The following is a 25,353-nucleotide window of genomic DNA, read 5'->3' on the forward strand; positions in this document are numbered from 1 at the left end:
GAGTTCTAGTGGGTTTGGGTGGGGTCGGGGGCGGCCTTGATGGGGGTGTCGTCGGTCCAGCCCCAGCGGGTTTCGAGGTGGACGGTGGCGGTGGCGGGGGGTGCGTCGATGTAGGGGGTGAGTTTCTGGAGTTCGCCCCAGTCTCGGGTCCAGTCGTGGTCGAGGTAGGCGGGGACGGGCTGGGAGCGGAGCAGGAGGCTGGACCAGCCGAGGGGGCCGCCGCCGGTGTCGCCCTGCCAGGTCTCGGAGACCTGGGCGTTCAGCTTGTCGGGGAGGATGCGCCAGGACGGGAGCTGGGCGACGCCGTCACGGTGGTCGAAGGGGTGCTGGCACGGGAAGGCCAGGCCGACATGGAAATCGGTCAGGACCGGGGTCTCGTGGCCGACGACGGTGTCGAGGGTGGCCAGGTGGGGCAGGCGGGGTGGGGTGAGGGCGAGCCATTGCTTGCCGGTCGGGTCGTCAGTGGTGGCCACCAGGCGAATCGCGGTGGTGTGGGCGGGGATTCGGTCCAGGGGGATGGGCAGGTTGCGCCAGCCGGGGGCGCCGCCGACCGTCGGGGGCGTCAGGGTGCCGAGGGGTTCGATGGTGCCGTCGTCGGCTCGGTGGGCGAACTCGAGGTGCAGTTGAGCGCCGTCGATCCGGTGGCCCTGCTCCTCACCGGCGATGCGGCCGGCCACGGTCAGCACCAGAATGTGGTAGCTGGAGTCCTGCTGTGCCGCAGCGAGATCCATGCGGTACCACTGGGTGGTGAGATGCGCGGGCTGCGGTTGGCCCGTGGTGTAGCTGCCCAGGACGGGCGTGAGCTTCGGGTCGAGGCCGTAGGGCAGGGCGATGGTACTGCCGTTGATGCCGGGGTCGGCCTTGGGCTTGTCCGCGGGGCCGCCGCCGGGCGGGGGAGCGCCCTGTTGCTGACCGCCACCGCCGCTCCCGCCGCCGCTCCCGCCACCGGGGCCGCTGCCGCCACCGGGGCCACCGCCCTCGGGCGCGAGGTCTCCGACGCCATTGGCGGTGAATCCGCTGTTGTCCGCGGCGAGTCCGTCGGCTGCGGTGCCGGTGTAGGGTGTGAGCAGGGATTCCTCGGGCTTGGTCTCCACGAGCACGTCATCGGCCATGGAGCACGGTTTTCCTTGCAGGGCCCGCAGATTCGACAGCGCGACCGAGTACGCGGGGTACTGCGTCCACGCCGCCGAGGCCATGGTCGCCACCTCGAACAGCACCACCAGAGCGGCGGCGACCGTGAGCGGCCGAATCGCGATCCGATCGAAAACCCGTGTTGCCGCACCGGTTCCTGCCGGTCGATAGGGCTCGCGGAAGTACTGCCAGGCCGCCACCAGCAGGCACAGCGCGCCCAGCCCGAGGATCAGCGAGGCGACGCTGGTACCGCCCACCACGGGTGCGCGATCCGGCCAGCGCACGCCGTAGCCGGAGACGTACCACCAGCCGTTGGAACCGGTGAAGCAGAACGCCACCAGGATCAGCACCGCCGCCGCGAACAGCGAACGCAGGTACGGCAGCCGGATTCCCTTGCCGCCCACCGCGACCGCGGTCACCGCGGCCAGTGCACCCGCCAGCCCGGCATAGACGCCGAAGTGATGGGTCCACTTGGTCGGCGTGAAGGCCATGAGCAGCGGCGACATGACGGCGATGCCGAGCACCCGCGCCACCGGCCCGCGGGCGGTCTCCGGAATCCGGCCGCCCTTGCGCAGCGCCACCGCGACGCACACGGCCAGGCACAGCAGCATGGCGAGTACGCCGAAGCGCCGCGACAGGGAGCCGTCCGGGGTCAGGGAGAGCAGCGAGATCCAGCGGGTGGGTTCGTCCGGCCAGGACAGGTTGGGGCCCACCAGCTTTCGCACCCGGGTGGCCTCGGCGACCGACGCCAGGGTCTGATCCGCGAAGACCACCGTCAGGACCAGGGTGCCCGCCGTCAGCACCGGAGCGATGCGCGCGAGCAGGCTCGGGAGCCTGCCGGCTTCCGCGCGCACCTGAATGAGGAGAATCCGCAGCACCCGTCGTGAACCGGCGAAAAGCGCTGCCAGGCAGATCAATCCGGACGGTCCCGCCGCCAGCGAGAACGCGGCGATCAGCGCCGCGATCGCAGCGGGCAGCAAGCGCCCGGTGGCGATCGCACGTTCGATGGAGCACCAGGTGAGCAACGCGCCCAGTGCGATCAGCGGCTCCGGCCGCAGGCCGTTGTCGAACGGCAGCCACAGCGCCAGGAACACCAGCGCGGCCGCCCAGCGCGGACCCGATGCGGCGCGCACCCGGGAACCCAGGCGCGGCAATACCTCCCGGCTGATCACCCACCAGCACAGCACTGCGGCCAGCAGCGCCGGCAACCGCATCCAGACACCGGCATCGGTCACCCGGGTCATCTGCGCCAGCAGTTCGTACGGCCATCCGAAGGGCGCTTCCGCCACCCCGTACCACCGGTAGTAGTTGGCGGTGTATCCCGCGTACTCGGATACCCGCGCCATGGTGAGGATGTAACCGTCGTCGGAGGTATTGGCCCCGATCACATGCCAGACACCCAGCGTCGCAAGCACGACCGCATCGGTGAGCGTGAACCGCCACCAGCGCGCCGGCAGGAACCGCCGCCTGCGCCTGCCGTCCGCCGCGTCCATGAAATACAGGCAGACCAGCGCGACGAGGGTACACAGCACCGCGCCCGCCATCGCCGCCAGCTTCAGCACGCTCGGGCTCGACGAGAACCGCGAATCCACCTCGGCGTGCAACTTGGCATCACTCAGCCGGGTCCGATCCAGATCGGTGTACACCCCGACGATCTGGGGCCGCACATCCCGCGTGATCGTGGTCCGGAACGGCGAACCGTCCGACTTGGTCAACCCGGTCAACTCTGCGGTGGTGACCTCCGCACTCGAATGCACAACCAGCGCACCGCAACCGGCGTGCGGCACCAGATTCGGATTCGCCCCGCTCCCGGCCCCGGGCCCGGCAGCCGCACCGGGATCGGTGCTACCGGTCGGCGGCAGCGGCGCATCCGCCGGCAGCGTGGCTCCCGGCGGCGGTGCCGAACCCGGTGGCGGAGTCGAACCCGGCGGCGGAGTCGCTCCGGCAGGCGGAGTCGCTCCCGGCGGCGGTGTGGCACCGGCCGGCGGGGTTGCTCCTCGCGCCGGATTCGAGCCCGCTACCGGCGCGGCTCCCGCTGGCGGCGTGGCCCCTGGCGGTGGTGTCGCTCCGGCAGGCGGATTCGCGCCTGGGGGCGGTGTCGCTCCCGCGGCCGGATTCGCGCCCGAGGGTTGTGCAGCGCCGGGTGCAGGGTTCACGCCCGAGGGTTGTGCCGCTCCAGGTGCAGGGTTCGCGTCGGACGGTTGTGCCGCTCCGGGTGCGGGATTCGCGCTCGGCAGCGGCGTGGCTCCGGGCGTGTGGTTCGCGTTCGCAGGCGGCGTGGCTCCGGGTGTCGGGGTCGGTGTGGTGCCGGATTGCGGGGTGACGCTGGACGGAGAGGTGATGGCCGGGTCGGAAGCTGTTCCGACGCCGGTCATTTCGAAGATCGAGGCGGTGAGCAGCGGGACGTTGCGCAGCGTCACCGACAGGGTGCGGCCGGTGCCCGGCCGGTCCTCGACCCGAGCCATCAGACCTGTGGCGGCGGCGCCGGGGGCCTGCGTGGGCACCGTGGACAACACTGTCCCGCTGGGCATGTCACGCAGCACCGCGCACGGCACGCTCATATCCACCGACAGCGGCACGTAATCCACCAGCGGCGCGGTCATCTGAACCGCTTGTGCCTGTGGCCAATCGAGGCCGGCCCGATCCTGCCGGACCGGCAGCAGCGGTGTGAGCACCGCCAGCAGAACACCGAGCACCCCCGCCACGAGGGCGATCAGTCGAATTGGAAAAACTCCCCCGGAAACTGAACGCACGAACGCCGATGCTAGCCATAGCCTCCGCGAAACTCATCGCGGAATATTCGGACCGGCACGTTTCCGGCTCCGATCGACCCGCATCTTCGCAGTTCGAGCGGTGATCTTCGAGGATTGGCCTATCGTTTGTCGGGGCATTCGATGGTGGACAGAGGACGCGGTAACCGGACTCAGGAGTCGTGATGGCGGAGGCGCTCGACGGCGGCGGCGTGGTGCGGACCCTGGTGCCCGCCCGCATCGATCGATTGCCGTGGTCGAGATTCCACACCCGGCTGGTGGTCGCGCTGGGAGTGGCGTGGATTCTCGACGGCCTCGAGATCACGGTGGCCAGCGCGGTCGCCGACACCCTCACCGAACCCGAGACCCTGCACCTGTCCTCGACCGCGGTCGGCCTGATCGCGACGGTGTACCTGGCGGGTGAGGTGGTCGGCGCGCTGGTGTTCGGCAACCTCTCCGATCGTCTGGGCCGGCGCAAGCTGTTCCTGATCACCCTGGGCATCTATCTGCTCGGAAGCGGGCTCACCGCAGCGACTCTCGGCAATGGCGCGGGCTGGGTGGCCTTCCTGTACGTCACTCGTTTCATCGCGGGCACCGGCATCGGCGGCGAGTACGCGGCCATCAATTCCGCCATCGACGAGCTGATTCCGGCCCGCTACCGCGGCCGTGTCGACATCGCCGTGAACGGAACCTATTGGGCCGGAGCGATTATCGGCACCCTCGGCACCTACATTCTGCTCAATCACCTGAGCCTGTCGCTGGGCTGGCGGCTGGGCTTCCTCATCGGCCCGGTGCTGGGCCTGGTGATCCTGTTCGTGCGCCGCCACCTGCCGGAGAGCCCGCGCTGGCAGATCATGCACGGCCACGCCCGCGACGCGGAGGAGTCGATCGCGGAGATCGAGCGCGAGGTGGAGGCGACGGGGGTGTCGCTGCCGCCGGTCGACGAATCCCGGGCCATGGCGGTGAAACCCGCCGATCGCATCGGCTACCTGGCACTGACCAGGGTGCTGTTCCGCGAGTATCCGCAGCGCGCGATCCTGGGCGCGAGTCTCATGATCAGCCAATCGTTTCTGTACAACGCGATCTTCTTCACCTACACGCTGGTGCTCGGCAAGTTCTACGGGGTGCCCTCCGGTTCCACGCCCATCTATCTGATCGCCTTCGCGGTCGGAAACCTGGCCGGGCCGCTCACGATCGGGCACTTCTTCGACACCATCGGCCGCCGTCGCATGATCGCGGGCACCTACATCCTCTCCGGTGTGCTGCTGGCGATCTCGGCGGTGCTGTTCTACGCCGGGGTCCTGAATGCGATCACCCAGACGGCGTGCTGGTGCGTCATCTTCTTCTTCTTCGCCTCGGCGGGCGCGAGTTCGGCCTATCTCACCGTGAGCGAGATCTTCCCGCTCGAGGTCCGGGCCAAGGCGATCGCCGTATTCTTCGCCATCGCACAGTGTTTCGGCGCGCTCGGGCCCGTCATCTACGGTGCGCTGATCGGCGACGGTTCACATCCGGTCCGGCTGTTCCTCGGCTATCTGCTGGGCGCGGCGGTCATGATCGCGGGCGGTGTGGTCGCCCAGCTCCTCGCGGTGGATGCCGAGGGCCGGTCGCTCGAGGACATCGCCCTGCCACTGGCGGCCACCCGGCGCGAGGGCACGGCCCGGGCCGAGGGCGCGGGCTCGCCCTTCTCGACCTGAGTTCGGCAGGCCCGCACCGGATCTCAGTTGGCGAGCGACTTCATCCAGTCGAGGACCACCGCGCGATAGTCACCCGCATTCGGCGCGAGATTGATGGCATGGCCGCTGTCCGGGAGCACGAAGGTGCGCAGCTTCGCCGCGGGGGAGAAGTACGGGCGCTCGGCCGCATCCAGGGTGGCCGTGTCGGTGCAGGTGCCGAAACCCGGGCCGCAGGTCATGCGATCCCGGCTCCCGTTGACGATGAGCACCGGCGCCGTGATGAAGCTGGACATGCCGGGCAGGGTGGAGAGCAGGCCGTCGGGGTACTCGGTCAGGGAGAATGTCTCCTTGTTGGCCTCGTCGAGCGCGACAACCCGGGGGTCGGGGTTTATGCCATAGAAATCGGCGGCGCGGGTGCCCGGGCGGGTGACCAGATAGCCGGGATCGTAACCGCGCCCGGCGAATTCGGGATCATTGACCGCCTGATAATAGGTGCTGATCACGCCGAGCACGTCCGGCACGCTGAGCGCGTGCGAATATCCGGTCAGCAGGACGCCGTCGACATCGTGGTAACTGGTGGCCTCGATGACCGAGGTGCCGGAGGTCAGCGAGTGACCGGCGGTGACCACCTTGGTGAAGGGGGCATTGCCCGCGAAGCCGCCGCGCAGCGCCTGCACCATGGTGTGCAGGGCCTCCGCGGTCTCGGAGGCTGTCAGGCTGAGACTCGGCGGCCGGCTGCTCGCGCCATTGCCGAGCCGGTCCGCCACCAGTGTCGCGTAACCGGCCGCGTTCATGGCGCGCCGGAAGTTGTAGGTGTCGGGCTGGTACGGGAAATCCCAGTACAGGTGGTTGTAGTTGGATCCCGACATGAGGATCATCACCGTGTCAGTGGGCCCCTCCGGCAGGCACAGGGTGCCCGCGATGGTGCCCTGCGGAACCGGGAACGTCACGTCCTGGCAGTGATCGGCAGGGGCCGCGGGATCGGCCTGCGCCAGTGCCGGAGTGAGGGAGAGCAGGGTCGTGGCCGCGCAGACGGCCAGCGCCCGCAACGAGGTGCGCACGTCAGGAAATCCCTTGGCTGAAGTCGACTTTCGCGGCGTCGTCGGCGACCGCGCCCGCCACCACCTCGAGCGTGCGCGCGTCGATGGGCGTGCAGCCCAGCCGCGCCAGCGTCGTGTGGCGGTGCTCGCTGTCGGCGTCTCGCATGGCGTGTTCGAGGTCTTTTTCGGTGTCGTACAGCGTGATCGAGAACATGGTCCCGTCCTGCTCGTCCAGGAAGAAGAAGATCTGGCGAGCACCCGGATCCGACATGGCGTACGGGACGACCTCGCCCTGGATGATGGGAAGATTGACCGCCATCGACTCCTGATCGACGGGGCATGAGGCCTTCATCAAACGGGCATAGAGCTTCTTCATCACCGAAATTCTTCCCAGGAGCGGTTCCGAGTCCGGCCATTCTCTGGCGAATGACGATACTCCACACAATGATCCGTGAACGGTGCATTCGGGAACGTGATCGGAGATCTACTATGCACGGTATGGGCGCGCGAAATGTGCACTTCGTCGGGAGCTTTCCGGCCGAGAGCACCGGCGATGCGATGCGGGCGATGCTCGACGGTGCGGGCACCCGATTGCGGACGCTGCCGACCGGGGAGACCAGGCGCTACGAGTGGTACATCCAGCCGATCATCCACGATCTGGTTACTCAGGGTGCGCTGGAAGTGAAACGCAGCGGTTCATGGTCGTCGAGCCGGGAGCGGACCATCCACCGCGCTGCCCGGGACGCCGGGCTGACCGGAGACATGATGGAGCTCGGCTACCGCGGCGAGGCCGAAGAAGCGCTGCCGACCTTCGAAACCATACGCGCCGAACGGGATCTACCCGAGCTGTCACTCCAGATCGGCATGCCGACCGATTTCACGATGGCCTTCATCGCGATGGGGGCGGGCGGGGTGCGACGGTATCGGAAAGCCTTCCGCGACGCCATGATTCGCGATATCGAGGCCATTCGCGCACGGGCCGGCGACCAGGTGGTACTGCAGTTCGAGGCCACCGCCGAAATGGTGTTGATGGCCAAAACCCAGCCGCTGCACCGGCGTATCGATGCGGCGCTGGGCCTGGGCCGCGGCATCGCCGAGCTCGCGGCGGCCACCCCGGAGGGCACCCGCATCGGCGTGCACCTGTGTCTCGGGAGCATGCGCAACAAGGCCCGGACCACATTGCGTGATACCCGCCCGCTGGTCGAACTGGCCAATTCCATTGCCCGGCACTGGCCCTCGGGCCGGTCCCTGGAGTTCATCCACGGCCCGCTCGCCGCCGGTGAGATTCCGCCCTCCGCCCGCCCGGAGTTCTATGCCCCGCTCGCGGGCCTGGACCTACCGCCGACAACCCGCTTCTATGCGGGTTTCGTGCACGAGACGCCGACCGAGGCCCAGCAGATCCAGACGCTGCGCACCATCGAATCGGCGCTGGGCCGCCCGGTCGACGGCGTCGCCGGCGCCTGCGGCCTGGGCCGGCGTCCCCGCCCGATCGCCGATGCGCTGGTCACGCGGGCGGATACGCTGGCAGCGGTGGATTGAGCGGTGCTGCAGTGGGTTGGCCTGCGCCGCAGCAGTTTTCGTCTCGGCGGTCAGTTCTTGCGGCCGATGCCGCACAGGATCACCAGGCGGGTGGGCTGGAGGTCGCCTTCGAGCCATTCATTGGCGGGCGCGAGGCCGGGCGGCAGCATCTCCAAGCCCTCGAAGAAGCGCTCGACCTGCTCCGGCGGCCGGAAGTCGACCTGGGAGGGGCTGCCGACGGTGTCACTGGTGGAGGCGTTCTGGAAGAACGGGTGGGTATTGGTGGAGGCGTGCTGGATGACCAGCAGGCTGCCCGGCGCCATGGCGTCGCGCAGGCGTGCCACGGCCTCGTGGGGCTTCTCGTCGTCCATGACGAAGTGCAGGACGCCGACGATCACGACGGCAACCGGCAGGGAGAAGTCGATTCCGCCCTCGGTGCGCGCTAATTCGAGAATTTTGTCCGGTTCGCGAACGTCCGCGAGGATGGGCGTGACGCCCGGTGCGCTGGTGAGCAGCGCATTGCTGTGGGCGTACACCACGGGGTCGTAATCGATGGAGGCGACGATGGCGGACGGGTCGACCTGCTGTGCCACCTCGTGCACATTCGGGCTGATCGGAATGCCCGCGCCGATGTCCACGAACTGACGGATGCCTTCCTCTGCCGCGCGTCGCACCGCCCGCAGCAGGAATTGCCTGCTGTGCCAGGCGGTCTCCCGGGTGTCCGGGGCGACCTGCAGCATCTTGTCGCCGAGTGCGCGGTCGGCGTCGTAATTGTCCTTGCCACCGAGCATGTAGTTGTACACGCGAGCAGCGTTGGGCCGGAATGGATCCACGCCCACCGGTGCTCGATTGAACTCAGACACCGCACCTCCCTCGACATCCCCGCCGATCGTAACAATTCGCGGCGCACGCCAGAGAGAAACGCGGAGCTTGTCGGCAACCTGCCAGGCGTCGGAAAAAGCTCGCGAAACCGGGCCGAGGGTGCTCGATCTGCGCGGCCGGAAGCGCTGGAATGGTGCCCATGACTCGAATCGGAGCCGAACGGGTGCCGGTGGGAGCTGGACCCCTGACACGGGCGGCCGTGGTGGCGGTGGCCCGGCGCGGCGCGCGAGTGGAATTGGACGCGGATGCGCTGGCGGAGCTGGCGCGGGTGCGGCAGCACATCGACGCGCTGGCACACAGCGACCGGCCGGTCTACGGGGTGTCCACCGGGTTCGGGGCGCTGGCGCTGCGGCACATACCGGCGGCCCGGCGAACCGACCTGCAGCGCTCGCTGATTCGTTCGCACGCCGCCGGGGCCGGTGCACCGGTGGAGGCGGAGGTGGTGCGGGCCATGATGCTGCTGCGCTTGCGCACCCTGCTGTCCGGGCACACCGGGGTGCGGCCCGGGACCGCGCGGGCGCTGGCCGGACTGCTGGACAGCGGGCTGATTCCGGTTGTGCCGGAATACGGTTCGCTGGGCTGCTCGGGTGACCTGGCACCGCTGGCGGCGGTGGCGCTGGCACTCATGGGGGAGGGGTCGGTGCTCGGACCCGGCGGTCCGCGCCCGATCGGGCCCGCGCTGGCCGAGCACGGACTGACGCCGATCACCTTGGCGGAGAAAGAGGGCCTGGCTCTCACCAACGGCACCGACGGCATGCTGGGCATGCTGGTGCTGGCCATCGAGGACCTGCGGCGGCTGTTCGACCTGGCCGATCTGACGGCGGCCATGAGCGTGGAGGCGCAGCTGGGCACCGATCGGGTGTTCGCGGCGGATCTGCAGGAGCTGCGCCCGCATCCCGGACAGGCGGTGTCGGCGGCGCGCATGCTGGCGGCGCTGGCCGGGTCCGAGATCGTGGCCAGTCACCGGGGCGAGGACTGCCCGCGGGTACAGGACGCGTATTCGCTGCGGTGCGCGCCACAGGTGCACGGCGCGGCGCGGGACACCCTGGACCACGCCGAGACCGTCGCCGCACGCGAATTGCGGTCCGCCATCGACAATCCCGTGGTGCTCGCCGACGGCCGGGTGGAGTCCAACGGGAACTTCCACGGCGCTCCCGTCGGCTACGTACTGGATTTCCTGGCCATCGCGGTCGCCGACGTGGCCGGCATGGCCGAACGCCGCACCGACCGCATGCTGGACGTGCACCGATCACACGGGCTGCCCGCATTCCTGGCCGCCGATCCGGGCGTGGACTCCGGCTACATGATCGCCCAGTACACCCAGGCCGGGGTGGTGACCGAGCTGAAGCGGTTTGCGGTGCCGGCGTCGGTGGATTCCATCCCGTCCAGTGCCATGCAGGAGGACCACGCGTCCATGGGCTGGACCGCGGCCCGCAAGCTGCGGCGCGCGGTGGACGGGCTGACCACCGTGCTCACCATCGAATTGCTCACCGCCGCACGCGCATTGGACCTCCGCGCACCTCTGCGGCCCGCTCCGGTGACCGGGGCGCTGCGGGATCTGGTGCGAGCACGGGTGCCGGGACCGGGGCCCGACCGCCACCTCGCACCGGATATCGCCACCGTGGCCGCACTGGTGCGGTCGGGTGCGGCGGATCACCTTCTCGACCGCGGGGTTTCGTCATGACGCGAATCGTCCGGGCCGCCCGCGGCGCCACGCTCACCGCCCGCACCTGGCCGACCGAAGCGGCCTGGCGCATGCTGCACAACAATCTGGATCCCGAGGTGGCCGAGCGGCCACAGGATCTCGTCGTCTACGGCGGGACCGGCCGGGCGGCCCGGGACTGGCCCAGCTTCGACGCCATCGCGCGGACCCTGCTCGACCTGCGCGAGGACGAGACCCTGCTGGTCCAGTCCGGTAGGCCGGTCGGCGTGCTGCGCACCCACGAGTGGGCGCCTCGGGTGCTCATCGCCAACTCGAATCTTGTTCCGGACTGGGCGAACTGGCCGGAGTTCCGCCGCCTGGAGGCGGCCGGGCTGACCATGTACGGGCAGATGACCGCCGGGTCGTGGATCTATATCGGCACCCAGGGAATCCTGCAGGGCACCTATGAGACCTTCGCGGCCGTGGCCGCCAAGCGATTCGGCGGCACCCTGGCCGGAACCCTCACGCTCACCGCGGGTCTGGGCGGCATGGGCGGGGCGCAACCGCTGGCCGTCACCATGAACGGCGGCGTGGCGCTGTGCGTCGAATGCAATCCGCGGCATGCCCGCCGCCGGGTCGAGACCCGGTACCTGGACGAGATCGCGGACGACATCGGCGACGCCCTGGCCCGGGTGCTCGCCGCCAAGGCCGCACGGCGGCCACTGTCGGTGGGGCTCATCGGCAATGCCGCCGAGGTGCTGCCGGAACTGCTGCGCCGCGAGGTCGAGGTGGACATCGTCACCGATCAGACCTCGGCCCACGACCCGCTGACCTACCTGCCGATCGGTGTCGCACTGGAGGACTGGGACGACTACGCGGGCCGCAAGCCCGACGAATTCACCCGGCGCGCACGGGATTCCATGGCCATCCACGTCGGCGCCATGGTCGGCTTCCTGGACCGCGGCGCGGAGGTCTTCGACTACGGCAATTCCATTCGCGGCGAGGCGAAGCTGGCCGGATACGAGCGCGCCTTCGACTTCCCGGGCTTCGTGCCCGCCTATATCCGGCCCCTGTTCTGCGCGGGCAAGGGGCCGTTCCGCTGGGTCGCCCTGTCCGGAGACCCGGCCGATATCGCCACCACCGACCGCGCCATTCTCGAGCTCTTCCCCGAGAACGAGTCCCTCGCCCGCTGGATCCGCCTGGCGCGGGACCGGGTCGCGTTCCAGGGCCTGCCCGCCCGCATCTGCTGGCTCGGCCACGGTGAACGCCGGTCCGCCGGACTCCGATTCAATGAGCTGGTCGCCGGCGGTCAGGTCGCGGCCCCCATCGTGATCGGCCGCGATCACCTCGACTGCGGCTCGGTCGCCTCGCCGTACCGCGAAACCGAAGCCATGGCCGACGGCTCCGACGCCATCGCGGACTGGCCGCTGCTCAATGCCCTCGTCAATACCGCGTCCGGCGCGAGCTGGGTCTCCATCCACCACGGCGGCGGCGTGGGTATCGGCCGCTCCATCCACGCCGGTCAGGTCACGGTCGCCGACGGCACCCCGCTGGCCGCCCAGAAGATCGACCGGGTCCTCACCAACGACCCGGCCACGGGCGTGCTGCGCCACGTGGACGCCGGATACCCGGAGGCGGAATCGGTCGCCCGCGCGAAGAACATTCGAATTCCATTGTGGGAGAGCTGATCCGGCGCCTCAATCCAGGTCGATGCGGACACTCAGGAGGTCGGTGCCCATCACTCGGACGGCTGCGCTGTTGGCCTTCGGGAGGGTGCGCAGACGGGCGATGGGGTCGTCGTCGGGCAGGAGGTGGGCGGTGCCGGTGTACCAGCGGCCGTGGAGGCGGAGGCGGACGCGGGGGTCGGCTTCGATATTGCGGATGTACTGCGAGCGGGTGCCGAATTCGGAGACCAGCCAGAAGGACGCGCCGGAGCGGCGGCCGCCGATGGGGGTTGTGCGGGGGCGGCCGCTGACCCGGCCGGTGGTCTCCAGCAGGGTTTGGATGGGTAGGCGGCCCAGGATCGGGTTGCCCACCCTCCGCTGAAATGTCGTGACCATGGCGTGTTGCAGATCGCGTCGGCTCGGCATGGACCGACGCTAGCACCGGCCGCGGCTCACCGGGCCAGTTGCAGGGCCAGCGTGGCGGCGGCCGGGGCCAGGTAGAGCAGGGGGAAGGGGGTGGTCTTGTAGGAGTGGGCGCGGATAGTGGTGGCCGCGGCCCCGGTGAAGTAGAGGATCAGGCCGATGGCGGCCGCGATGCCGAGGGGCGGGAGGAAGAAACCGGCCACCAGGCCCAGCGCGCCGGCCGATTTGGCCAGGGCCAGCCAGTTCCACCAGGTGCGCGGGACGCCGTAGTCGATCAGCGGGTCCACGACGAACTGCTGCCCGGTGAACAGGGAGTAGCCGGAGAAGCCGATCCAGAGGGCCGAGACGACACCGACGATGTGGTAGGCGAGGTTCATGGGAGCCACGTCCTTTCAGGTTTGCTGTGCTCTTACCTGAATGACGAAGCAGGAGCCCGAGGAGTGACATCGGGGTCAGGGGAGGTGGGATTGCAGGAAGGAGAGCGCGTCGGGCAGGGAGGCGAGGAACGCGCCGCTGTGGTCCTTGCCGGGGTAGGCCGTGACGGTGACGTGCACCCAGGGGTTGTGGTCCTGGAGGGCGGCACCGTAGGCGGGGGTGTCGGCCGGGGGGACGTCGATATCGGCGGTGCCGTAGCCGATCATGAGGTCGGCGGGGACCAGGTCCTCCTGATAGGAGACCAGCGATCTGATGTCGGCCTCGAAGGTCGGGGTGGGGTTGTCCGGATCGGCGACGAGCGCCTCGGGGCGGCGGCCCCCGGCGGCGGCCACCAGATCCGAAAGGCATGCGGTGGCGGCCTTTTCCACGTACTGCCTGCCGAAGTCGGACAGGTACGGGGTCACGGTGCCGGGCGCGAGCTCCTCCAGCGCGGCGAGATAGTAGCCCGCGTAGCCGACCTGGTTCTCGGAGCCGGTCGAGCCGCGGCGGAACATCTCACGCAGGCTCTTGGCCGGATTCGTGCGCAGGCCGGTGGCGATCACGCCGGTGAGTCCCCTGACGGCGGCCGGGTTCCGGGCATAGAGGGCGGCCGCGCTCATGACGGCGTGCGCGCCCTCGGACTGGCCGATGAGCGCCCAATGCGCCGACAGCGGGACGGGCAGACCGCGGACCGCCGTGATCGAGTCGAGAATGGAGCGGCCCTCGACCGCGGTGCTGTAGTAGCTGAAATTGCCGCCGGTGCCCAGACCTTGATAGTCGGGCGCCAGCACGGCGTAGCCCCGGTCCAGAATCTGGTTGAAATAGCTGCGATTTCGATCCGACTGCGGCCGATGCGAGGGCGCGCAGTCATTGCCGATCCCGGTCGTGCCGTGCGCCCACACCACCAGCGGCCAGCCACCCTGCGGCGGCAGCCCGGACGGCAGATACAGCGCCGCGCCGGCCCGGGCCGGATTCTCCCGCTGATCGACGGTGGTGTAGGTGAAGCCGAGCGACTCCGCGGATCTGTCGAAAGACCATGCGCCATTGAGCAATTCGATACCGCTCAGCCGCCCGAGATCATTGCTGTCGGCCGTGGCCGGCGCCGCCGTCACGGCCAGGGTGGCGGTCAGCGCGGCGCAGGCGCTCATCGTGCCCGCGGCCAGTGCGGCCTGCCGGACAGCGGCTGCGAACCTGCGACGAATCGGCATGGCCATCACTCCCTTTCGGCGGGCAACCCCCCGACCATACCGCCGTCATTCCATCCCGTGCGCCTGCGCCACCAGATCGAAGAACACCCAGACGCCGCCCTTCTGATACGCGTCCGGTGTCTCCGATCCGCCCAGGAACGGGTACGGGGTGGCGATGTACACCTCGTCGTCGGCGAGCGGGCCCAGGCGCCGGCGGATCTCGGCGACGTGCCCCGGCTGGAGGACATAGGTGATGACGTTCGGGTCGAACAGGACCCGGCTGACGAACTCGGTGATCTCGGTGAAGACGCCGTACGGCTTCACGCCGGGGCTGTATGGATCGAGGATCCCGTACTCGCCGGTCCGGCTGCTCATCAGGAACGCGCACCCCAGATCCGAGTAACCGACCACCGTGTCGAACTGCGGATAGTGTTCGGCCCAGGCCGGCATCACCCGGTCCATACGCTGGTCGCCGATCAGGCGGAAGGGAACGCTGGTCACTGCGCCCATCCAACCAGACCGGCGACCGGGACCGATCCTCGACAGGTCCGGCCGTACCGCACGAAGATCGAATCACCCGTCGTAGTGGAGGTGCCCGTGACCGAAGAATGGCGCAAAGTCGCTGAGCGCGTCCGCAACTGGGGCCGCTGGGGCGAGGACGACCAGCTCGGCACCCTGAACCTGCTGACCCCGGACCGCATCGCCTTTGCCGCCACCCGGGCGCGCGCGGGCCGCACCATCCAGCTGGGCATCCCGTTCGACGCGTACGGACCGCAGGGCTCGAGCGGCTTCCGGCGAAACCCCATCCACCTGATGGCCGTGGACGGCGGCGACGCCGACCTCGCGACCGCCCTGGACGGCTGGGGTGGCCGGAACGAGGCACAGGTGGCGGGCATGTACGCCGCCGGCCCGATGCGCTACAACGACGACTACATCATGATGCCGCTGCAGACGGCCACGCAGTGGGACGCGCTGTCCCACGTGTACTACGACGGCCTGCTCTACAACGGCTATCCGGCCGCGGCCGTCACCAGCTTCGGCGCCGCCAAGCTCGGCATCGAACACGTCGCCGAGCGCGGCGGCGTGGTGGGCCGCGGCGTGCTGCTGGACGTGGCCCGGCACCACAACCTGGATCGGCTCGAGGCCGGGACCGTCGTCACGCCGCAGGACCTGCAGGCGACGGCGGACGCGCAGGACGTCGAGCTGCGCCCCGGCGACATCCTGCTGGTGCGCACCGGCTGGTGGACCCGATTCCTCGAAACCAGAAGGGCCGCAGAATGGTTCGGCGGCAGCCCCGGCCTGAGCTGGCGCTGCGCGGAATGGCTGCACGAGCACGATATCGCCGCGGTCGCGGTGGACAATCCGGCCGTCGAGGTCATGCGCCCCGAGGACGGCGTCATGATGCCGCTGCACATGCTCGCGCTGCGCGACATGGGGCTGCCGCTCGGCGAGATCTGGGACCTCGAAGCCCTGGCCCGCGACTGCGCCGAGGACGGCGTCCACGACTTCCTGCTGTGCGCGCCCGCCCTGCGGATCCCGGGTGCGGTGGGGAGCCCGATCAGCCCCATCGCCATCAAATAGACCGGCCGGGAACACCTTTCAGAACGCCGCCAGCACCAGGGCGGCGATGAAGACCACCTGCACCAGGCCCCGCAGCGGCAGCGGCATCGACTTGATGCCGAGGTCGGCGCGGGCCGCCCGGACGTTGGCCGGGAACAGGAAGACCAGCATGACGGCCAGGCAGACGGCTGCCAGGGGCGCCGCCCACGGGATGAGCAGGCCGATGGCTCCGGTCAATTCGAGGACACCGGTCAGGGTCACCAGGCCCGCCGGATTGGGCAGGCGCGGCGGAACCATGGCGATCAGGCCCTCACGGCGGGGCTGGAGGAAGTGCGCCGACGCGGTCAGCGCGAACATGGCGGCCAGGCCGATCCGGGCGGCGTGCGGCCAGGAGTTCAGCCAATCGGCGAGATCGAGCCACCCGGCCAGGCGGGCCAGACCGGAGACGACGACGAGAACGATGAGCGGTGCCATCGCGGACTCCTCTGGGGGAGATCAATCTTGACGGGGACATGAATGATCATCGGCGACCATTTATTCCGGATATCCACGATGGCAGACCACCCCGGACGTCGGGACGAGGCTCGGCGGTATGGGCCCGAAACCCGGGCCGGCCCGGTAGATTCGGCACCGCTCATGGTCAAAATTGGACAGCCCATCCGGACACTGCAGTATGCGCCGACGGCCGGTTCCCCCACCGGTCTCGAACTGCTGACCTTCGACCAGCTGCGCCGGATGCCGGTGGCCGCCGGCCACGAGGTGATCCGCGGCGACTTCCACGTCCTGGCCCGCTGCACCGCCGGAAGCGGGCGCATGACCATCGACTTCGTCGCGCACGACCTGGCCGCCGACACGGTCGCCTGGATCCGGCCCGGCTGGACCCACCGCTGGGACGATATCGCCGAGCCGAAGGGCGATCTCATCCTGTGTCGCTCGGAACTGGTGCCCGCCGCGGCCCTCGGACATCTGCCGTCCCCGGCCACACCCCCGGTGGTGACCGCGAATCCCCTGACCGACTCCGCCTTCGAACATCTGATCAGTGAATACGCCGTCGATCCGCCGAACGCGGCCATCCTGCACCACCTGCTCAGCGCGGTGACGCTCCGGCTGGCCGCGGGTCTGCCCGCCCTGCCCGACCCCACCGACCTCTTCGACCGTTTCGCCCGCCTGGCCGAGCGGTACCACGCCGAAACCCGCGAAGTCGCCTGGTACGCGGCCCAACTCGGCTACTCGCCCCGCACCCTCTCGCGCGCCGTGCAATCGGCCATCGGCGCCACCGCCAAGCAGTACCTGAACGCCCGCGTCACCCTCGAAGCCAAACGCCTGCTCGCCCACGAGCCGGTCACCACCGCCGAATGCGCCCGCCGCCTCGGCTTCGACGACCCCGCCAACTTCACCAAGTTCTTCCGCGCGAACACCGCCACCACCCCGACCCAGTTCCGCCTGGATCTCACCGGGCAATAGATCCGGCCCGAGGCGAAGCATCACCGCGACCCCGGCGGCACGCTGTTCGAATCCGACGGTGCGGGCATCGGCGCCGCCACGACGACAGATCGTTTCGGGGAAATTTGTGATTGCCGGGCGATTCGGCTGTGACCTCTCGGATCGTCGCGTTAAGTTGGGCCGGTGCGGGTGGAGATGACGAGCGATCCGGTGGAATTCCAGCGGCGGGTGGCTGGGTTTCTCGGGCGTGATCCCTTGCGGCACACGGTGATGTCGACGGTCCTCGCCAATGAGATCGCCGGTCTCACCATCGCCCGTGAGCCGTCCTATTTCGCGTCCGTGCACGCGGATGACGTTGTGGGCGTTGCCATGCGGAGCGCCGGGCGCGGAGTGTGGCTGGGGCAGTTGCCGATCGACGCGGTGCGGCTCCTGGTGACCCGATTCGCCGAGTTCCTGCCGCAGATCGACGACGTGCACGGCACCGAACCACTGGCCGGGCCGTTCGCGGCGGCGTGGAGTGCGCTGCGCGGCAGGGCGTATCACGCGGACCATGGTGCGCGGCTGTACCGGCTCGGGCCGCTGCGCCCGCCGCTCGTGCCCCCGGGCAGGGCTCGCCCCGCCACCGCGGCGGATATCGATGTCAGCGGGCGCTGGCTCGCCGAGATGGCCCGCGAACTGGGCGACAAGCACCTGGCCATGAACGACAAAGGAATCCGCGCCCGCATCGAGGCCGGACGCTGGTGGCTGTGGGAGGACGACGGACAACCGGTGTCCCTGACGGCGCACCAGGTCCCGGTCAACGGCTGGGTCCGGATCGGGCCGGTCTTCACGCCCCGGGCCGCACGCGGCCACGGCTACGCCTCGGCACTGGTCGCGGAGGTTTCCCGGCGGCTGCGCGAGACCGGGGCCGAGGTCTGCCTGTACGCCGACATCGACAATCCGACCTCGAACAAGATCTACCGCGCCATCGGATTCGAGGCGGTCACGGACGAAGCGCACTACACCTTCGAGTGAGCGTCGTGTCACCTTCTTCTATCGGATCACCACGCTGGCCACGTCCGCGATCCGGTCGCGGATGTGTCGCATCGTGCTGGCTGCGACTGCCTTTCCGGCTCCGAGCGAAGGACGGTCACGCCTTGTGCGCGAGGCCGCCGTAGGCGGCGATCGGGGCGGGTTCGCCGATCCGCGCGGGGTTGATGCGCCATTCGGTGATGCGCACGAACCCCGGCTCGTCGAAGGACAGGCCGTCGAAGGCTGCCCGGATCTGCTCCTGGGTACGTGGGTAGTACGGGACGCCACCGGATTTGGCGTATTCCTCGCACAACTCCACGTACGGCCGACTGTCGGTGGTGCCGTCCCACAGCACCAGATAGCTGCCCGACGGTACTGCCTGCATGACCGTGCGCACGATCCGCAGCATGTCGTCGTAGGTGCGGGCGTGCCCGAGCACCCCCATGAACATCACCGCGATGGGCTGCTCGAAGTTCAGCACGGTGCGGGCCTCGGCGATGATCTGCTCGGGATCGTGGAAGTCGCGCTCGATATAGGTGGTGACACCCTCGGCGGTGGTGTCGGTCAGCAACGCGCGCGCGTGGGCGAGTACCAGGGGGTCGTTGTCGACGTAGACGATCTTGGCTGCCGGCGCCACGGATTGGGCGACCTCATGGGTGTTCTGCATCGTGGGCAGGCCGGTGCCGATATCGAGGAACTGACGAATCCCGGCTTCGCGGGCGAGGTGGCTGACCGCGCGGATGAGGAACTCGCGCGATTGCACCGCCATGGTCGCGATGTCGGGATCGATCTTCAGGCTCTGCTCACCGACCTCCCGGTCGATCTCGTAGTTGTCCTTGCCGCCCATCCAGAAATTCCAGATCCGCGCCGAATGCGGGATATCGGTACGGATCACCGGTCCGGTCTCGTTCACGTCGAATTCCATTCCTTCGTCGATGTACACGCCCCACACCAGCCATGCTGCCCGCCCCGACCCGGTCGTGCACCTCCGGCGTCCTCCAACGCTACAAAGCGCAACCCAGCCCGTATAGTAGTCCGAACATGTTGCCCCAAAGCAACTTCCATAATCAGCCGAATCTGCATATTCGGTCCCACCGCGCAGCCCGGAATATCCCGTCCAGCCGGACATTCGACTTGAACTACCATGACAGGCGCACATAGTGACCATGGGTTCGGGTTCGCGGAACATCAGGCCGCGCCGTCCTGGCAGGAAGGACGACCGTGGCTGCTGACCTGGTCGAAGGCGAACTGAGTATCGATGGATTGCGCCGGACCTTCGGGGTGCGTCCACCGCGGCGGCAGCACGCGCCACTGGTGCTGGTGCTGCACGGAAACCAGGGGCCGGCGGCGACCGAGCGGCTGATGTACGACTGGACCAGCTTCGCCCGGCACGCCGACGAGTGGGGGATCGGGGTCGTCTACCCGGACGGGTGGGAAGGCTGTTGGGCCGACGGTCGCGGGGTCACCACGGCGGACGAGGCGGGCGTGGACGATGTCGCCTTCCTGCGGGCCGTGATCGACTGGTGCGCTGCGCAATTCGACACCCAGGACGATCGCGCGGTCGTCACCGGCATCTCCAACGGTGCGTTCATGTCGCATCGGATGGCCCTCGAGGCCGGCGATCGGGTGGCGGTCTTCGCCGCCGTCGCGGGCGGGCTGCCGGAGGCGCTGACCGGGATCCGGCCCGGGCACGCGGTGTCGGCCATGCTCATCAACGGCGACGCCGATCCGGTGGTGCCGATCACCGGCGGCTACTCGCGGCATCTCGGTCCGAACGGCGAATCGCGGGGCGGCACCAAGGGATTGGCGGAATCCGCGCGATACTGGCGCGAGCTCGACGGTTGTGCCGGGCCCGGTGAGATCGTCACCACCGACCAGTCGACCCGCACCACGGTGAGCCAGGGCGTGGGCGGCACCGTGGTATCGGAGTGGACGGTCTTCGGCGGTGGCCACACCTGGCCAGGCACACCGGTGCCGGAGCCCTGGGCCGGCAGCCCGGGCTCGGCCGTGTCGCTGGAATTCGATGCCGCCGAGCAGATCTGGCGCTTCGCCGAGCCGCTGTTGTTGTCAGCGGACGCCCGCAAGCTCTGAAAAGCTCTATCCGCCAAAGGAGAACGGAATGGCGATCATCGGCAGGCTGCTGCGTAACCGGCGCGCCGCGCCCGAGGACCTGGCCTGGTGCCGGCCGAATCTGGCAGTGGGCGACGTCTTCGAGGTGACCAGCACGGATTTCGAGCACGAGGCGGCGCTCGATATCCGGCACGCCATGAAACGGGTCGGGGGACAGGACCTGTCGCCCGCACTGGCCTGGTCGGGAGTCCCCGCGGGCACCGCGCAGCTGCTGCTGGTGGTGGAGGATCAGGACGCGCCGTTCGGCGGTCCGTTCGTGCACGCGCTCGCACTGCTCGATCCGAAGGTCGGCGAACTGCCCAGTGGCGCACTGGCTTCCGACAGCACCGTCGACGGTGTCGAGGTGCTGCGCTCGAGCTGGGGGCGCGGATACGTGGGTCCGGGTCCGGTCCCGGGGCACGGGCCGCACCGGTACGTCTTCCAGGTCTTCGCGCTGACGGAGCCGGTCGCCATCCCCGGCGGCGGCGCTCCTGAATCGGCCAAGGCGCGAGCGGTACTCGCCGCTGCCAGGGCGCACGCCCGGGGCCGTATCGACGGCTTCTACGAACGTCCCTGACGGGATACGGCAAAGACCCCCTGGGAATGACGAAGAGCCGCGGCCCGATAGGCCTGCGGCTCTGTTCTTTTCCGATACCACTGTCAGTTGGCGGTGTTGACCGGTAGCGACAGCACCACCTCCTGCTCGTTCTCGGGCAGGTAGTGGACGTTCACCACGCGGCCGACCTGGACCATCGAGACCGCCGCCGGGGGCAGGAACTTCTCGGTACGTGTCTCGAAGGCGCTGCCGTCCGGGCGGGTGACCACCAGCACCAGATCCAGTCGCGAGTGGCCGTCGCGGATCTCCCCGGGCACCGACAGCGACCGCACCACGGCCTGGGCCGCGATCCCGCGCCGGGCGATATCGAGCTTGGCGGGGGTGGTGAAGCCCTTGCGGATGTTGGCCGCGTTCATGGCCTCCTGCGCCGCGGAGGTATCTCCGGACATGTCCACCTCGACCTTCTCGAGCCGGTCGGGCAGGTAGCGGACTGGCAGCACCACGCCGGGCCGCAACAGCGCCAGCTGGGTCAGCGGCACGATCATCTTGGCGTGCGAGGCGAAGACCTTGCCGTCGGCGCCCTCGACCCGGAAGTCGATGCGCACCTGCGGCTGCTCGTTGAGGTAGACGCCGGTCTGGCGGACACCCTCGACGGTGCCCAGACCCACCAGGCCATTGCGGAACTGGGAGCTGTTGTTGCCGGTGAAGGCCGACATGATGCCGTCGCCGGTGAAGGCGAAGGCGATGGGGACGATGGTCAGGGCGATGATCGGCAGGGCCATCTGCGGGCCGACCCAGCCGAAGACGCTGTCGGAGGTGAGGCCGTGCCACAGGTAGTAGCCGATGGCCAGGACGCCGAGAGCGAGTGCTGCGTAGCGGATTTGGTTCTTCATGAGCTTTCCGGATCGGAGACGTGGGGGAGGAAGAGCCCGCTCATGCCCGGTGGCACGAGCGGGGAGAACAGGGCCCCCGCGTCGGGGGCCGGTGGACGGACCGGCTCAGCCGCCGACGATGGTGCTGCAGGCGAAGACGATCTCGAACTTCTCGGTCTTCGGGCCGGCCATCGGGTTGGACAGATCGGGGGTGCCGACGCCCTCGCCGGTGACGGTGTAGGTGTTGCCGCTCTTGGTCACCTTGGCGTTGCCGCCCGGCATGCCGTTGCCGAAGCCGAGCGCGTAGGGCTGGCCGTTGTCGCCGCCCTTGGTTCCGGTGATGCCGACCGCCTGCACGGTGGTGTCGCCGGTGATGGTGGCGCTCGCGCCGAGCGTGCCGTAGGTGGAGTTGCCGCTGTCGGTCAGTGCCAGCGCCAGATTGCCGCCCTGCTTGGCGCAGGTGGTCTCGAACTTGGCGGTGATCGCCTTGCCGTCGACCGAGGCCGAGGACGCGCCCCCGGCGGGGGCCGCGGAGCCCGGGGCCGAGGTGGCCGCGGCGGAGGTGGCCGCGGGGGCGGTGGTCGGGGTGGACTTGGAGCTGCTCGAGTTGCTGGAGCAACCGGTGACCAGCAGGGCCGCCGCGGCGGTGGCGGCGAGGACGGCGGTGGTCAGGCGGACGGGCTTGGAGTTCATGGTCATTCCTCGTTCTCGTGATGTTGGCTCCGTGGTGGAACCGATGCCAGAACCGTAGAAATCGGCACCCGGCCTACCGATCCCAACTTCCGGCACGCGAAAGGCGGTGGAACTGGGCTAACCTGGGCGAATGCGACGACCGCGGGCCATGGTGCTGGATGAGGTGTGGCGCCGCCTCGACGGGGTCGAACCCTTGAGCGGGCCGCACGGCGGACCCCTGCGGCGGACCGTCAAGCTGATCCTGGATCCGCTGGTCATCCGCCCGGTTCAGCACCCGCAGTGCGCGGGCTCGATGCTCTCCGCCGACGGAGCGGTGTTGCTGGCCACCCGGATTCACGCCGCCGCCGATGTCCTGCGCGCCACCGCGGCCTGGTTCACCCTGCTCAAGCAGACGCGCCGGGCGCTGCGGATCACCGAGGGCAATGCCCAGGACCTGTACTTCCAGCGCTGCTTCGAACTCGCCACCGTCTCAGGCCCGCCGGACCCGGTCGGCGACCGCCCCGCGGCGGAAGCCGCGCTGCGCGAGATCCACGGGCTCGCCGCCGGCCGCACCACCCAGGCGCTCAAGGAATACCTGTCCGAACCGGCCCGGGTCGGCGAGCTGACCGAACTGATCCAGACCGCCTGGCGGCGGCGCCCGCTGACCGAGGTGCCCGACCACTCCGAGCTGCTGGCCGGACTCCTGGAGGACTGCGCCGCAACCAGATTCGACAGCGCCGGTGACCCCGCCGATCTCGACGCCGCCATCGACGCCTACGTCGGCACCCACACCGGAATCCGGCTGTGGCTCAATGAAATAGGATGCACCGCACAGGAATTCGGACTCACGCTGTACCCCCTTCCGCTCCCGCCCCAGGTCGGTTTCTCGGCCTCCACCGCCACCCTCGGCCTGCCCCTGGACCGCACCATCCACGAGCGCGTCTTCACCGTTCTGCAAGCCTCCAGCGAACGGTCCGACCTGCCTGCGATCCCCGAACTGGTCGCCGCCGAGATCGCCCGCGCCTGTGCCCCCTGGGCCCTGCTGGACGAATCCCTCCGGGTGGCCGCTGCCGCCGGCGCCACCCTGGCGGTCGACCTCCGCCCCCTCGGCGCACCGCTTCCCATCGGCTACGCCCCGGACGGCGACGCCGCCCCCGCTCCCAGATCCACTGTCACCCTGGCCGGCGCGGCCACCGGTCTGCTGGGCGCGGCCGTCGGCCTGACCGGCACGGCCGCCGGGCTGCTCGCCGGCTCGACCGGGCTGGCGGGTACCGCGGCCGGGGTGACGGGCGCCGTCGCCGGATTGACCAGTGCCGCAGCCGGTCCGACCCGGCCGGGCGCGCCGGCGAGCGGTGGTGCGGCGGCGCGGTTGATCAATGGGCGATGGCAGCGCGAGGCCTATGTGCTGCAGGCCCGGCGCATGGCGGTGCGGGTGGACGCGGTCGACGGTCCACTGGGGGCGATAGCGGCGGATCTGCGCGTGCCGTGGCGCCCCTACCTGCGCAGACTATGGGCGCGACTGCACGGGCGGGACGTCCGTGAGTTCCCCGTGTACGCCGTGGACGAGCTCTGGGATCTACTGGACGGCGTAGCCCGGTCGGTGATCCTGGACCACCGGATGCGGGTGAAACGGGCCCTGGCCGCCGGCGCGGCGGCCGAGCCCGGCGATCGGGAATCGAGGGTGGGATGACGAACTCGGCGGTCACGATCCACCGCTACCCCGACGGGTTGCGCGGCATAGTCCCGGTCGGCGACCCGGCCGCCCTGCACGCCGCCCCGGGGCCCGACTCCATGGTGCTCGAGGTCGTCGGCGGCCACCTCATCTGGAGTGTGCTTGCCGGACAAGAACTTCCGGCGGCGCTGATCGACGATGTGGATGCCGCGCAGGAATGGGTGTGGGCGCTCTACGGCGAATCCGCCGCCCTGGCCCTCGACTCCGTCCGGCCGGGCGGGCCGGTAGCGATAGCGGACGAGCAGCCGGTACCGGCGGTCGCCACGGACGCGCGCCCGGTCGAGGTGCCCGCCGCTCCCGCGCTCCGGTCCCAGGCCGTCAGCGCCCGCCGACTCGCATACGCGCACTGGGCATCCCGGTGGTGGCCGGCGTCCACCCTGGACGGCATCGCCGACCTCGACCCGGCACTGCTGGACCGCGATATCGCCCTGCTGACCGAGGAGTGCGAACTCCTGGTGGACGGCGTGGACGCGCTCGCCCCGCCCGCTCCCGCCTATCTCGAAACATCCTTGCGCGCTTCGGATTACGCCCTTGCCGCCGGTGACGAGGCCAGGCCCGGCGGCCCCCTGGTGCTGGCCCGCGGTAGCGGCGGGTGGGACTGGCGTCGCTGCCCGCCCGGGCTGGTCGACGCCTCCGAATCCGCGGTGTCCTGGGAACTCGTCCGCGACGCCGGAGCGACCAGCGTGGCCATCGCGGTGGCGGCGCATCCGGGCCTGCCCGATGCGGTTCCGGCCCACCTGCGGCCCTGGGCCCGCATCGATACCGGCCGCGGCGAGCTCGACACCGAGCTGCGGGCCGCCGACGACACCTGGATCGGCGAATCCGTGCTGACCGCACCGGCTTCCGCCGTCCGGGTCGCCATCCACGTCCCCGGTTTCGGGCCGGATCCGGAGGCCGGCCCGGCCTCGGCCGATGGCCCGGCCACCGACACCGCGGCCGCCCTGCGCCGGCAGATCCGCGACTTCGCGACCGCCCGGCTCCGCACAGCGGCCGGCCCGGCCGTCGACGACTCCGGCCCGCTCGCCCCGTTGCTCGCCGAAATCGCGGCCGCAGAGGCGGATTCGGACTACTGAC

The 25,353-nt window shown here is 69.7% G+C and carries 23 protein-coding genes; 11 read left to right on the forward strand and 12 right to left on the reverse strand.

Annotated features, from left to right (window positions below):
- Window positions 1-5: 5 nt before the first annotated feature.
- The gene (locus ACWEKS_RS18825) at window positions 6-3,884 is read right to left on the reverse strand and encodes an arabinosyltransferase domain-containing protein (protein WP_452341268.1); all 3,879 of its coding nucleotides are present in this window, start codon (window positions 3,882-3,884) and stop codon (window positions 6-8) included.
- A 182-nt stretch (window positions 3,885-4,066) separates the two neighbouring features.
- On the opposite strand from ACWEKS_RS18825, the gene ACWEKS_RS18830 reads away from it, so the two are divergent.
- On the forward strand, window positions 4,067-5,575 hold the full coding sequence (locus tag ACWEKS_RS18830) for an MFS transporter (protein WP_452341269.1): 1,509 nt from the start codon (window positions 4,067-4,069) through the stop codon (window positions 5,573-5,575).
- A gap of 23 nt (window positions 5,576-5,598) precedes the next feature.
- Here ACWEKS_RS18830 and ACWEKS_RS18835 read toward each other — a convergent pair whose 3' ends face one another.
- Window positions 5,599-6,615, reverse strand: a complete 1,017-nt coding sequence (locus tag ACWEKS_RS18835) for an alpha/beta hydrolase (protein WP_452341270.1) — start codon at window positions 6,613-6,615, stop codon at window positions 5,599-5,601.
- 1 nt (window position 6,616) lies between these two features.
- Window positions 6,617-6,970 carry a hypothetical protein gene (locus tag ACWEKS_RS18840; RefSeq protein WP_452341271.1) on the reverse strand — a complete coding sequence of 118 codons (354 nt, stop codon included), beginning with the start codon at window positions 6,968-6,970 and terminating at the stop codon, window positions 6,617-6,619.
- A gap of 122 nt (window positions 6,971-7,092) precedes the next feature.
- Between ACWEKS_RS18840 and ACWEKS_RS18845 the strand changes: the two genes are divergently transcribed.
- Window positions 7,093-8,133 carry a hypothetical protein gene (locus ACWEKS_RS18845; RefSeq protein WP_452341272.1) on the forward strand — a complete coding sequence of 347 codons (1,041 nt, stop codon included), beginning with the start codon at window positions 7,093-7,095 and terminating at the stop codon, window positions 8,131-8,133.
- Window positions 8,134-8,183: 50 nt separating this feature from the next.
- Here ACWEKS_RS18845 and ACWEKS_RS18850 read toward each other — a convergent pair whose 3' ends face one another.
- Entirely contained in the window at window positions 8,184-8,975 is a 792-nt protein-coding gene (locus tag ACWEKS_RS18850) for an SAM-dependent methyltransferase (RefSeq protein ID WP_452341273.1), read from the reverse strand.
- Between the two features lie 158 nt (window positions 8,976-9,133).
- Between ACWEKS_RS18850 and hutH the strand changes: the two genes are divergently transcribed.
- Both hutH and hutU read left to right on the forward strand, forming a co-directional pair.
- Window positions 9,134-10,678, forward strand: a complete 1,545-nt coding sequence (hutH, locus tag ACWEKS_RS18855; protein WP_452341274.1) for a histidine ammonia-lyase — start codon at window positions 9,134-9,136, stop codon at window positions 10,676-10,678.
- Complete coding sequence (gene hutU, locus ACWEKS_RS18860) at window positions 10,675-12,324, forward strand: urocanate hydratase (RefSeq protein ID WP_452341275.1); 1,650 nt, start codon at window positions 10,675-10,677, stop codon at window positions 12,322-12,324. Before hutH ends, hutU begins: the two co-directional genes overlap by 4 nt.
- 9 nt (window positions 12,325-12,333) lie before the next feature.
- Here the strand turns inward: hutU and ACWEKS_RS18865 are convergent, their stop codons facing one another.
- The 4 genes from ACWEKS_RS18865 to ACWEKS_RS18880 form a co-directional block, all read right to left on the reverse strand.
- On the reverse strand, window positions 12,334-12,726 hold the full coding sequence (locus tag ACWEKS_RS18865) for a nitroreductase/quinone reductase family protein (protein ID WP_452341276.1): 393 nt from the start codon (window positions 12,724-12,726) through the stop codon (window positions 12,334-12,336).
- 26 nt (window positions 12,727-12,752) lie between these two features.
- A complete protein-coding gene (locus tag ACWEKS_RS18870) occupies window positions 12,753-13,100 on the reverse strand; it encodes a DoxX family protein (RefSeq protein ID WP_452341277.1) in 348 nt (115 codons plus the stop codon).
- A 75-nt stretch (window positions 13,101-13,175) separates the two neighbouring features.
- A complete protein-coding gene (locus tag ACWEKS_RS18875; RefSeq protein ID WP_452341278.1) occupies window positions 13,176-14,345 on the reverse strand; it encodes an alpha/beta hydrolase family protein in 1,170 nt (389 codons plus the stop codon).
- 45 nt (window positions 14,346-14,390) lie between these two features.
- On the reverse strand, window positions 14,391-14,825 hold the full coding sequence (locus ACWEKS_RS18880; RefSeq protein ID WP_354835595.1) for a T6SS immunity protein Tdi1 domain-containing protein: 435 nt from the start codon (window positions 14,823-14,825) through the stop codon (window positions 14,391-14,393).
- Window positions 14,826-14,915: 90 nt separating this feature from the next.
- Between ACWEKS_RS18880 and ACWEKS_RS18885 the strand changes: the two genes are divergently transcribed.
- On the forward strand, window positions 14,916-15,905 hold the full coding sequence (locus ACWEKS_RS18885) for a cyclase family protein (protein WP_452341279.1): 990 nt from the start codon (window positions 14,916-14,918) through the stop codon (window positions 15,903-15,905).
- A gap of 18 nt (window positions 15,906-15,923) precedes the next feature.
- Here ACWEKS_RS18885 and ACWEKS_RS18890 read toward each other — a convergent pair whose 3' ends face one another.
- Entirely contained in the window at window positions 15,924-16,358 is a 435-nt protein-coding gene (locus ACWEKS_RS18890; protein WP_452341280.1) for a DoxX family protein, read from the reverse strand.
- 162 nt (window positions 16,359-16,520) lie between these two features.
- Here ACWEKS_RS18890 and ACWEKS_RS18895 point away from each other — a divergent pair, with 162 nt between their 5' ends.
- Window positions 16,521-17,348, forward strand: a complete 828-nt coding sequence (locus tag ACWEKS_RS18895) for a helix-turn-helix domain-containing protein (RefSeq protein WP_452341281.1) — start codon at window positions 16,521-16,523, stop codon at window positions 17,346-17,348.
- A gap of 174 nt (window positions 17,349-17,522) precedes the next feature.
- A complete protein-coding gene (locus ACWEKS_RS18900; protein ID WP_452341282.1) occupies window positions 17,523-18,341 on the forward strand; it encodes a GNAT family N-acetyltransferase in 819 nt (272 codons plus the stop codon).
- 115 nt (window positions 18,342-18,456) lie between these two features.
- Here the strand turns inward: ACWEKS_RS18900 and ACWEKS_RS18905 are convergent, their stop codons facing one another.
- A complete protein-coding gene (locus ACWEKS_RS18905) occupies window positions 18,457-19,281 on the reverse strand; it encodes an SAM-dependent methyltransferase (RefSeq protein ID WP_452341283.1) in 825 nt (274 codons plus the stop codon).
- Between the two features lie 278 nt (window positions 19,282-19,559).
- Between ACWEKS_RS18905 and ACWEKS_RS18910 the strand changes: the two genes are divergently transcribed.
- Both ACWEKS_RS18910 and ACWEKS_RS18915 read left to right on the forward strand, forming a co-directional pair.
- Window positions 19,560-20,429 (forward strand): alpha/beta hydrolase family esterase, encoded by an 870-nt coding sequence (locus ACWEKS_RS18910; RefSeq protein ID WP_452341284.1) that lies wholly within the window; start codon window positions 19,560-19,562, stop codon window positions 20,427-20,429.
- Window positions 20,430-20,457: 28 nt separating this feature from the next.
- Window positions 20,458-21,024: a YbhB/YbcL family Raf kinase inhibitor-like protein gene (locus ACWEKS_RS18915; RefSeq protein WP_452341285.1), complete on the forward strand. Its 567-nt coding sequence runs from the start codon at window positions 20,458-20,460 to the stop codon at window positions 21,022-21,024.
- Between the two features lie 83 nt (window positions 21,025-21,107).
- Here ACWEKS_RS18915 and ACWEKS_RS18920 read toward each other — a convergent pair whose 3' ends face one another.
- Both ACWEKS_RS18920 and ACWEKS_RS18925 read right to left on the reverse strand, forming a co-directional pair.
- On the reverse strand, window positions 21,108-21,896 hold the full coding sequence (locus tag ACWEKS_RS18920) for a hypothetical protein (RefSeq protein WP_452341286.1): 789 nt from the start codon (window positions 21,894-21,896) through the stop codon (window positions 21,108-21,110).
- A 105-nt stretch (window positions 21,897-22,001) separates the two neighbouring features.
- Complete coding sequence (locus ACWEKS_RS18925) at window positions 22,002-22,568, reverse strand: lipoprotein LpqH (protein WP_452341287.1); 567 nt, start codon at window positions 22,566-22,568, stop codon at window positions 22,002-22,004.
- A gap of 148 nt (window positions 22,569-22,716) precedes the next feature.
- Here ACWEKS_RS18925 and ACWEKS_RS18930 point away from each other — a divergent pair, with 148 nt between their 5' ends.
- Both ACWEKS_RS18930 and ACWEKS_RS18935 read left to right on the forward strand, forming a co-directional pair.
- Window positions 22,717-24,237: a hypothetical protein gene (locus tag ACWEKS_RS18930; RefSeq protein ID WP_452341383.1), complete on the forward strand. Its 1,521-nt coding sequence runs from the start codon at window positions 22,717-22,719 to the stop codon at window positions 24,235-24,237.
- Window positions 24,234-25,352 carry a hypothetical protein gene (locus tag ACWEKS_RS18935; RefSeq protein ID WP_452341288.1) on the forward strand — a complete coding sequence of 373 codons (1,119 nt, stop codon included), beginning with the start codon at window positions 24,234-24,236 and terminating at the stop codon, window positions 25,350-25,352. Before ACWEKS_RS18930 ends, ACWEKS_RS18935 begins: the two co-directional genes overlap by 4 nt.
- Window position 25,353 lies beyond the last annotated feature (1 nt).

The sequence above is a fragment of the Nocardia sp. NPDC004711 genome, from assembly GCF_053601595.1.